The sequence below is a fragment of the Psychromonas antarctica genome (genome assembly GCF_022267535.1).
GTDB classification, from domain to species: Bacteria; Pseudomonadota; Gammaproteobacteria; order Enterobacterales; family Psychromonadaceae; genus Psychromonas; species Psychromonas antarctica.
In genome coordinates this window covers 1-6,955 of record NZ_JAHNZV010000129.1, presented here as the reverse complement: position 1 = coordinate 6,955, position 6,955 = coordinate 1, and the positions used below count along the sequence as shown (strand labels likewise).

The 6,955-nt window shown below is 38.2% G+C and carries 5 protein-coding genes and 1 pseudogene; all 6 read right to left on the bottom strand.

Annotated elements, in window-relative coordinates; translation table 11 throughout:
- Positions 1-442: 442 nt before the first annotated feature.
- Positions 443-1,156, bottom strand: a complete 714-nt coding sequence (locus KSO91_RS15315; protein WP_238743902.1) for a DUF3379 family protein — start codon at positions 1,154-1,156, stop codon at positions 443-445.
- Positions 1,149-1,658 carry a sigma-70 family RNA polymerase sigma factor gene (locus KSO91_RS15310; protein ID WP_238743903.1) on the bottom strand — a complete coding sequence of 170 codons (510 nt, stop codon included), beginning with the start codon at positions 1,656-1,658 and terminating at the stop codon, positions 1,149-1,151. The genes KSO91_RS15315 and KSO91_RS15310 overlap by 8 nt, the downstream gene beginning before the upstream one ends.
- 343 nt (positions 1,659-2,001) lie before the next feature.
- On the bottom strand, positions 2,002-3,321 hold the full coding sequence (locus tag KSO91_RS15305; RefSeq protein ID WP_238743901.1) for a DEAD/DEAH box helicase: 1,320 nt from the start codon (positions 3,319-3,321) through the stop codon (positions 2,002-2,004).
- Positions 3,322-3,488: 167 nt separating this feature from the next.
- The gene (locus KSO91_RS15300) at positions 3,489-3,785 is read right to left on the bottom strand and encodes a DUF406 family protein (protein WP_238743900.1); all 297 of its coding nucleotides are present in this window, start codon (positions 3,783-3,785) and stop codon (positions 3,489-3,491) included.
- A 166-nt stretch (positions 3,786-3,951) separates the two neighbouring features.
- Positions 3,952-6,468, bottom strand: a complete 2,517-nt coding sequence (locus KSO91_RS15295) for a glycogen/starch/alpha-glucan phosphorylase (protein ID WP_238743899.1) — start codon at positions 6,466-6,468, stop codon at positions 3,952-3,954.
- 374 nt (positions 6,469-6,842) lie between these two features.
- Positions 6,843-6,955 (bottom strand): annotated as a pseudogene (locus KSO91_RS17950) (IS701 family transposase); the annotation flags it as partial.

The window sequence follows — 6,955 nt, the reverse complement described above, 5'->3', positions numbered from 1 at the left end:
AACACATTAACAGTGTCTCTATCGCTCTACCAACTGAGCTAAAGAGGAATTGTTCTTTTCTACTACTAATGGAATAACACATTAACAGTGTCTCTATCGCTCTACCAACTGAGCTAAAGAGGAATTGCTCTTTTCTGCTAATGAATACATCACATTAACAGTGTCTCTATCGCTCTACAAACAAAGCTAAAGAGGAATTATTTTTTCTACTACTAATGGATATAACACATTAACAGTGTCTCTATCGCTCTACAAGCTGAACTAGAAGACATATATATTTCACACTTAATTTAATGCAGAAGTGTTTAAGACGGGCGCAGTATATTTTTTGCGTTTCATCCTGTCAACAAAAAAGGCAGATAAACGACTTGGTTGCTGATAATTCAAGCAACCAATCACAGAACTGCCTTTTTATTTGGTGAAACATAAAATTCAAATGCGTCTAAATATCCCATTGAATATTTTTTTGTAATTTCAGATCCATTTTCTCGAGTGGCTCATCCCTCTCACCCACAATAACCACATTCGCATGGCCCATTTTTTTAGTTACCCCTTTTAAATGCTGGTTATTAAAGGATGGCGTTTCGATGAATTCTTCACCCGCTGGCACAACAAAAACCGTTACTCTCCCTTTTTCACCTTGCATAATCATATGCAAGGCGGAGGTGCCAGCAAACTGACAGTAATTGACGAAAAACACCTCCCCCAGCTCGCCTTGCACCTGCCCGCCATAACTTGCTAGTTTAGCATTAATAGTTGTTCGACTGGCTTGCTCATTTATTTTGGCGGTAAAGTAATATTCCTGCTGCACATGCTGCATTGCAACTGTACCAATGTCTAATGGTGAGTGAGTCAGACCATTTAATAGTGGCAAACTAATGCCTATAACAAAAGCAATAGAGGCAGCGATGGCAATATGCCAACGATTATTCAATTGTCGTTTATGATTAATAGAAGAATATTGCTGAAACAGTATCTTATCTGCCAAATTTTCAGGTAAATCCACTTTTAATAACGACTGAAGATCTAAATCAAATTGCTTAGCTTCGTTAACCAGTGACTTATTTTTTTCTGACTCTGCCTGTCTCTGCAAAAACTCATCACCTTTATAATTAGGTGTCGCAATTGCAGTATGACGAAATAAAATATCATCCATGTGCTTCCCCATTTTCTTTTGTGACGGTTGTCAATGATGACTTCAATAAATTTTTCGCTCTAAAAAGACGTGTTAATACCGTGTTTTTGTTCAAATCTAACTGCACGGCTATCTCCTCTGCGGTGAAACCAGCGATAAGTTGTAACAGTAATGGTTCTTTATATTCATTTCCCAAAAGTGCTATTTTTCGCAGCAACAACTCACTTTCCATCTTTTTAGTGGAATCATATTGATCACTAACCTCATGATCATCTATATCAACTAGAGGCAACTGCTTGCGTTCAAAGCGGCGTGCATTTTCACGCCGTAGTATAGTAAACAACCACCCTTTTACTGATTTGTCATCTAGCAAAGTATCTAAACTTTTCCAAGCTCGCAGGCAAGTTTCCTGCACTAAATCTTGTGCGATGTCGGGATCACGGCAAATCCAATATGCATAACGGTAAAGATCTGGGCTATAGATATGGACGAGTGATTCATAACGTTTCTGTTTTCTGTTCATATTTAAAAAGACCGATGAAGTATCCTTTTTATTTCGCCTGTTAGTAAATAAATTCATTTATTGCATTGTCCTAGGATATGTCAACTTCTTCATAAAATCATAATAAAGCAACTTTAAGCAAAACCAACAGAAAATAAGGAACAATTTGATTTCAGATCAATAAATCATTCTGCTTCTGTTAAATTTTTGTATCGAAGATCTATTAATTATTTAGCAATGGAAGTGAACCTTTGGATTATAATTTTTTGCTATTTGAAAAGAAGGTGGGGATAATTTAAAATTTAAAATTTAAAAAATAAAGAAGAGATAAAAGCACTCTTCCTTATTTGTCATGACCCAATAATTATTCTTCTGGTTTTATTTTACGGCGCATCGGGGAGAAACCGACCTCTTTAGCTTCGTGAAATATTTTATTAGGCGCTTTTTTAGCTTTATGCGTTTTAGTCGCAGTTTTACTTTTTCTCTGCGCATTTACTGGGCTATTAACAACTACTTTTGTCTCGACTTCTTTAATCCCTTTAAACTTAGGTTTTATACCTTCAATGCGATCAAAGTGAATCTGTTGCTGCACAAATTCTTCTACTTTTTTAAAATTAACCCAGTCATGAGGACCAATAATTGAAATTGCCTCCCCCTTTTCACCTGCACGGCCTGTACGGCCAATACGATGAATATACTCTTCTGTATGCTTAGGGATATCAAAGTTAATAACATGGCTAACATTGAGCAAATCAAGGCCTCGAGAAGCAATATCTGTAGTCACTAATACCTGTGCTTTACCTCGCGCAAAGGTGTCCATAATGCTATTACGATTGTTTTGTGCTAAATCACCATGCAGCGCCACGGTTACATGCCCTCTATCTATCAACAGGGTGCTCAACCGCTCAGTATCTTTGCGCGTTGCAGTGAAAATAATGGCCTGCTTAATTTCTTCGTTTTTAATAAAATGAAACAATAATTTTTCTTTTTGATTTAAATTATCCGCAAGATAAAATCGCTGGCTAATTTCACTATGTTGTTGGTTTTCTTCTCCAACGGCAATACGAACAGGTGCCTTTAGTAGTTGCACTGCAAACTCATTAACTTCAGCATGACCAAGTGTTGCAGAAAAGAGCAAGGTTTGGCGCAGGCGATGATTGGCAGCTTCATTAATCGCTTTTAACTGCTCTGCAAACCCCAAATCTAGCATGCGGTCAGCTTCATCTAAAATAAGTAGCTCAAGTCCCTGCAGATGCAATAAGCCTTTTTTAAGGTGATCTACAATTCGCCCCGGTGTCCCAACAACAAAATGCGGGTCTTTATCCAGTTGTTTAACTTGATCGTTAAAATTTTCGCCGCCAGAAACTAACGTTAGTTTCAAACTAGTGTTAGAAACTAATAAACGCAGTTGTGCATAGACCTGTTTCGCGAGTTCTCGTGTTGGCGTCAAAATTAAAACCCGAGGATCTCGTTTAGTAAGGGCTCGAGTCTTTAGCACACGCTGCATTGCAGGTAGCAGATAAGCCAACGTTTTACCCGATCCTGTTTTTGATGATGCAAGCAAATCTTTTCCCGCAACGGCAACAGGGATTGCATCTGCTTGAATCTGTGTCGTTTTTGTAAATCCAAGGTGGGATAACGAAATGATTAAGCGACGGTCAATGGGTAAATCTTCGATCAGCAAAGTACTCTCCAAATAAGGTAGTTAAAATATAAGTGTGACTAGTATAACGATTATGCAAGAAAAGAAGAAATTAAGATTTGCTTAGACAGGTGCTAAAGTCGATTTTGAGGGTGAAAGCAAAAAAGAGTCTAGTGGTTAGACTCTTTTAAGAGAGCTTTGTTGGCGCTTTAAATGGTACTTAGCCCCATCTCATAGATAAGTTTTTCTGCTGTACATTCAAATTTCAGTGATAACTCACAATCAAACCCAGTCTCAGTATTTTGCTCATTCTTACTGAACTCAACCGTAGAAAAACGTGCTTTAGCTGCATCTATATATTTCTGAGCGAGTCGATCAACGCTCGCTTTATCTGTGCCAGAAAAAGGCAACACTAGAAGTGTATCATCTTCAGTAATAACACTACCCAACTCAACGAAAGTACCACACGCTTCACATACATCATTTGTATTTTGATCTTGAGACATAACAACCTCCTCGGTCGTATAAAATAGAAATCCAAATTTAAAAAGTTTACTGATTATATACCCATGTTACTTCAAGGTGCAAAACCAACAAGCCTACGCGGCGCTTTAAGCAAAAAAAAAGGCGATAATTAATTATCGCCTTTTAAATTTAATACTTAATAAAAAATTACGCTAATGGGTATTTTTTCAAATGCCAAATGTTTTGCACATAATCTTCAATTGAACGGTCAGAGTTAAATTTGCCCATTGCACCAGAGTTAAGAATAACTTTCTCAGCCCATACAGACTGGTCACGGTAAGTCTCGTCAATTTTCTGATGAGCAGCACAGTATGAAGCGTAATCAGCTAGACATAAATACTCATCGCCGCCTTCAAGTAGCGTGCGTTTGATATCAGATAGCGCACCCGGTTTACCCGGTGTAAAGAAATCTGTATCTAACCAATCAAGTACCGACTTTAACTCAGGGTTGCTGTAGTAGTAATCAAAAGGATTGTAACCTTTCTCTTTCAACTCTTTAACTTCTGCAACGCTTAAACCGAAGATAAACATGTGCTCAGCACCGATTTCTTCTGCCATTTCGATGTTAGCACCATCCATTGTACCAACAGTTAATGCACCATTGATTGCAAATTTCATATTACCAGTACCAGATGCTTCTAGACCCGCAGTTGATATTTGCTCAGAAATATCCGCGGCTGGGAACAGTTTTTCAGCAAGAGATACACGGTAGTTTGGTAAGAATACAACTTTTAGCTTACCTTTAACGCGTTCATCGTTATTTACTCTGTCTGCAATTTTATTTAGAGCATAGATAATTTGCTTAGCCATATGATAACCAGGCGCCGCTTTGGCACCGAATATGAACACACGAGGGATCATATCGTAATCAGGGTTATCTAATAAACGTTTATACAGCGTCAAAATATGAATCATATTGAGTTGTTGACGCTTGTATTCATGTAGACGTTTGATTTGAATATCAAAGATTGCATCAGCAGAAACTTCAACGCCCGTTAGATCTTTAATAATCTTAGCTAATTCAAGTTTATTTTCTTTCTTGATATCCATGAAGCGTTTTTGCAAAGCAACATCTTTTGCTTTTGGTAATACGCCACGTAGTTTATCAAGATTAACAACCCAATCATGACCCACTTCTTCATCATATAGTGCAGCAAGTTTAGGATTACAAGCTTTTAACCAACGACGAGGTGTCACACCATTCGTGACGTTAACTAATTTAGTCGGGAATAGTTCATGGTACTCTGGGAAAAGATCTGTTTTTACAAGTTCAGAGTGAACTGCAGCAACACCGTTTACTTTATATGAAGTAACAACACATAAGTTTGCCATACAAACTTTACGATCATCGCCTTCTTGAATAATAGATAGTTTGGCTTTCTTAGCATTATCACCAGGCCATTTCGCTTCAACTAATTCTAGGAATTGACGGTTGATTTCGAAAATAATTTCAAGGTGACGCGGTAACACTTTTTCGAATAGGCTAACAGACCATTTTTCGAGTGCTTCTGGTAATAGGGTGTGGTTTGTGTACGCGAAAACTTTCTGACAGATTCCCCATGCAAAACTCCATTCAAGACGCTCTTCATCTACGAGAATGCGCATTAGCTCAGGAATAGCGATAGTTGGATGTGTATCATTTAATTGAATCGCAACTTTATCGGCTAGTTTGTTCCAATCAGTATTCGCACGTTTGAAACGACGTAGAATATCCTTCACAGAACATGCACAGAAGAAGTACTGTTGAACAAGACGTAACTCTTTACCTTCTGGCGTTTCATCATTTGGGTATAATACTTTTGAAACAGTTTCTGCTTGTGATTTCTCAGCTTGAGCATCAACATAACCGCCCGCATTAAATACGTCCCAATCGAACGCTTCATCAGAGCGGCTTTCCCATAGGCGTAAAATGTTAACTGTTTTTGCGCCGTAACCAACAATTGGCACATCCCATGGCACACCTTTCAATTTCTGACCCGCATGCCACTCTTTGTGTGAGCTGCCATCTTCATCAAAAACAGTTTCAACGTAACCGTATAGTGGTACATGTTGAATAGATTCAGGGCGACAAATTTCCCATGGGTTGCCATATTCGCGCCATGTGTCTGGGCGTTCGATTTGACGTCCATCTTGAAATGATTGAGCAAATAGGCCGTGCTCGTAATGAATACCGTAACCGATCGCGGGGTAACCTAATGTTGCTAATGAGTCGATGAAACAGGCAGCAAGACGACCTAGACCGCCATTACCAAGCGCCATATCAGGCTCTTCATCGCAGATTTCGTATAAGTCTTTGCCTAAGCCTTTAAGAGCTTCTTCAGCTACTTTGAATAATTCTAAGTTATGCAGGTTATTTGAAAGCAAACGACCCATTAAAAATTCAAGAGAAAGGTAGTTTACAGAACGAACATCTTTGCCTGCATGGTTTTGTTGAGTTTGTGTCAGTTTATCAAAAACCACCTCATTAACGGCATGACACGTCGCATTCCACCACGCTTTGTTATTTGCTTTATGTTGATCTGTGCCTAGCCCTTTACGTAAACGATCTACAATCGCTTGTTGCATCTGTTCACTAGTGCATTCAACTACTGGCGTTAATTGCTGAGTGTTTGTTTTGCTTGTCGCTTTACTTTTTACTGCAGTTGGGGTCTTTTTAGTAGCCATGATGTACCTACATTTCTATGTTAATTGATAAATAGCAAGATGTTCATCCAATGAATCTCTTGCCACTGTAAAATTACGAATGATAACGTTAGTATATGATTGATTAATACTGCACTATTTTTACCACTGTTCATTTTTCAAGTAATTATTATGCTTAAAACAGACCATACAATAATGTGAGTTCAACAGTTAGTCCTCCTCCTTTCTTCTACGCCCCCCCCTGAACAGTACACAAAATCCTTCTTTAAAAGTGACTTAACAGGTATGGCTAGCCATCTGAGGATGTTTTTATAAATAGATGTAGAGAGATATTTATTAACAATTATTGATCAAGATCATTAAGTAAGAGGGGGGAATTACATTATTAACTGATGTTACGCACTTACGGCCAGCATCTGCTTCCAGGCTTTAAGTGCTTCTTTTTGAGCTTTTATATAAAGCTTTGTTTTCAATCCAAATGTGGTTAAGCCTTTTTTTACACTTAACC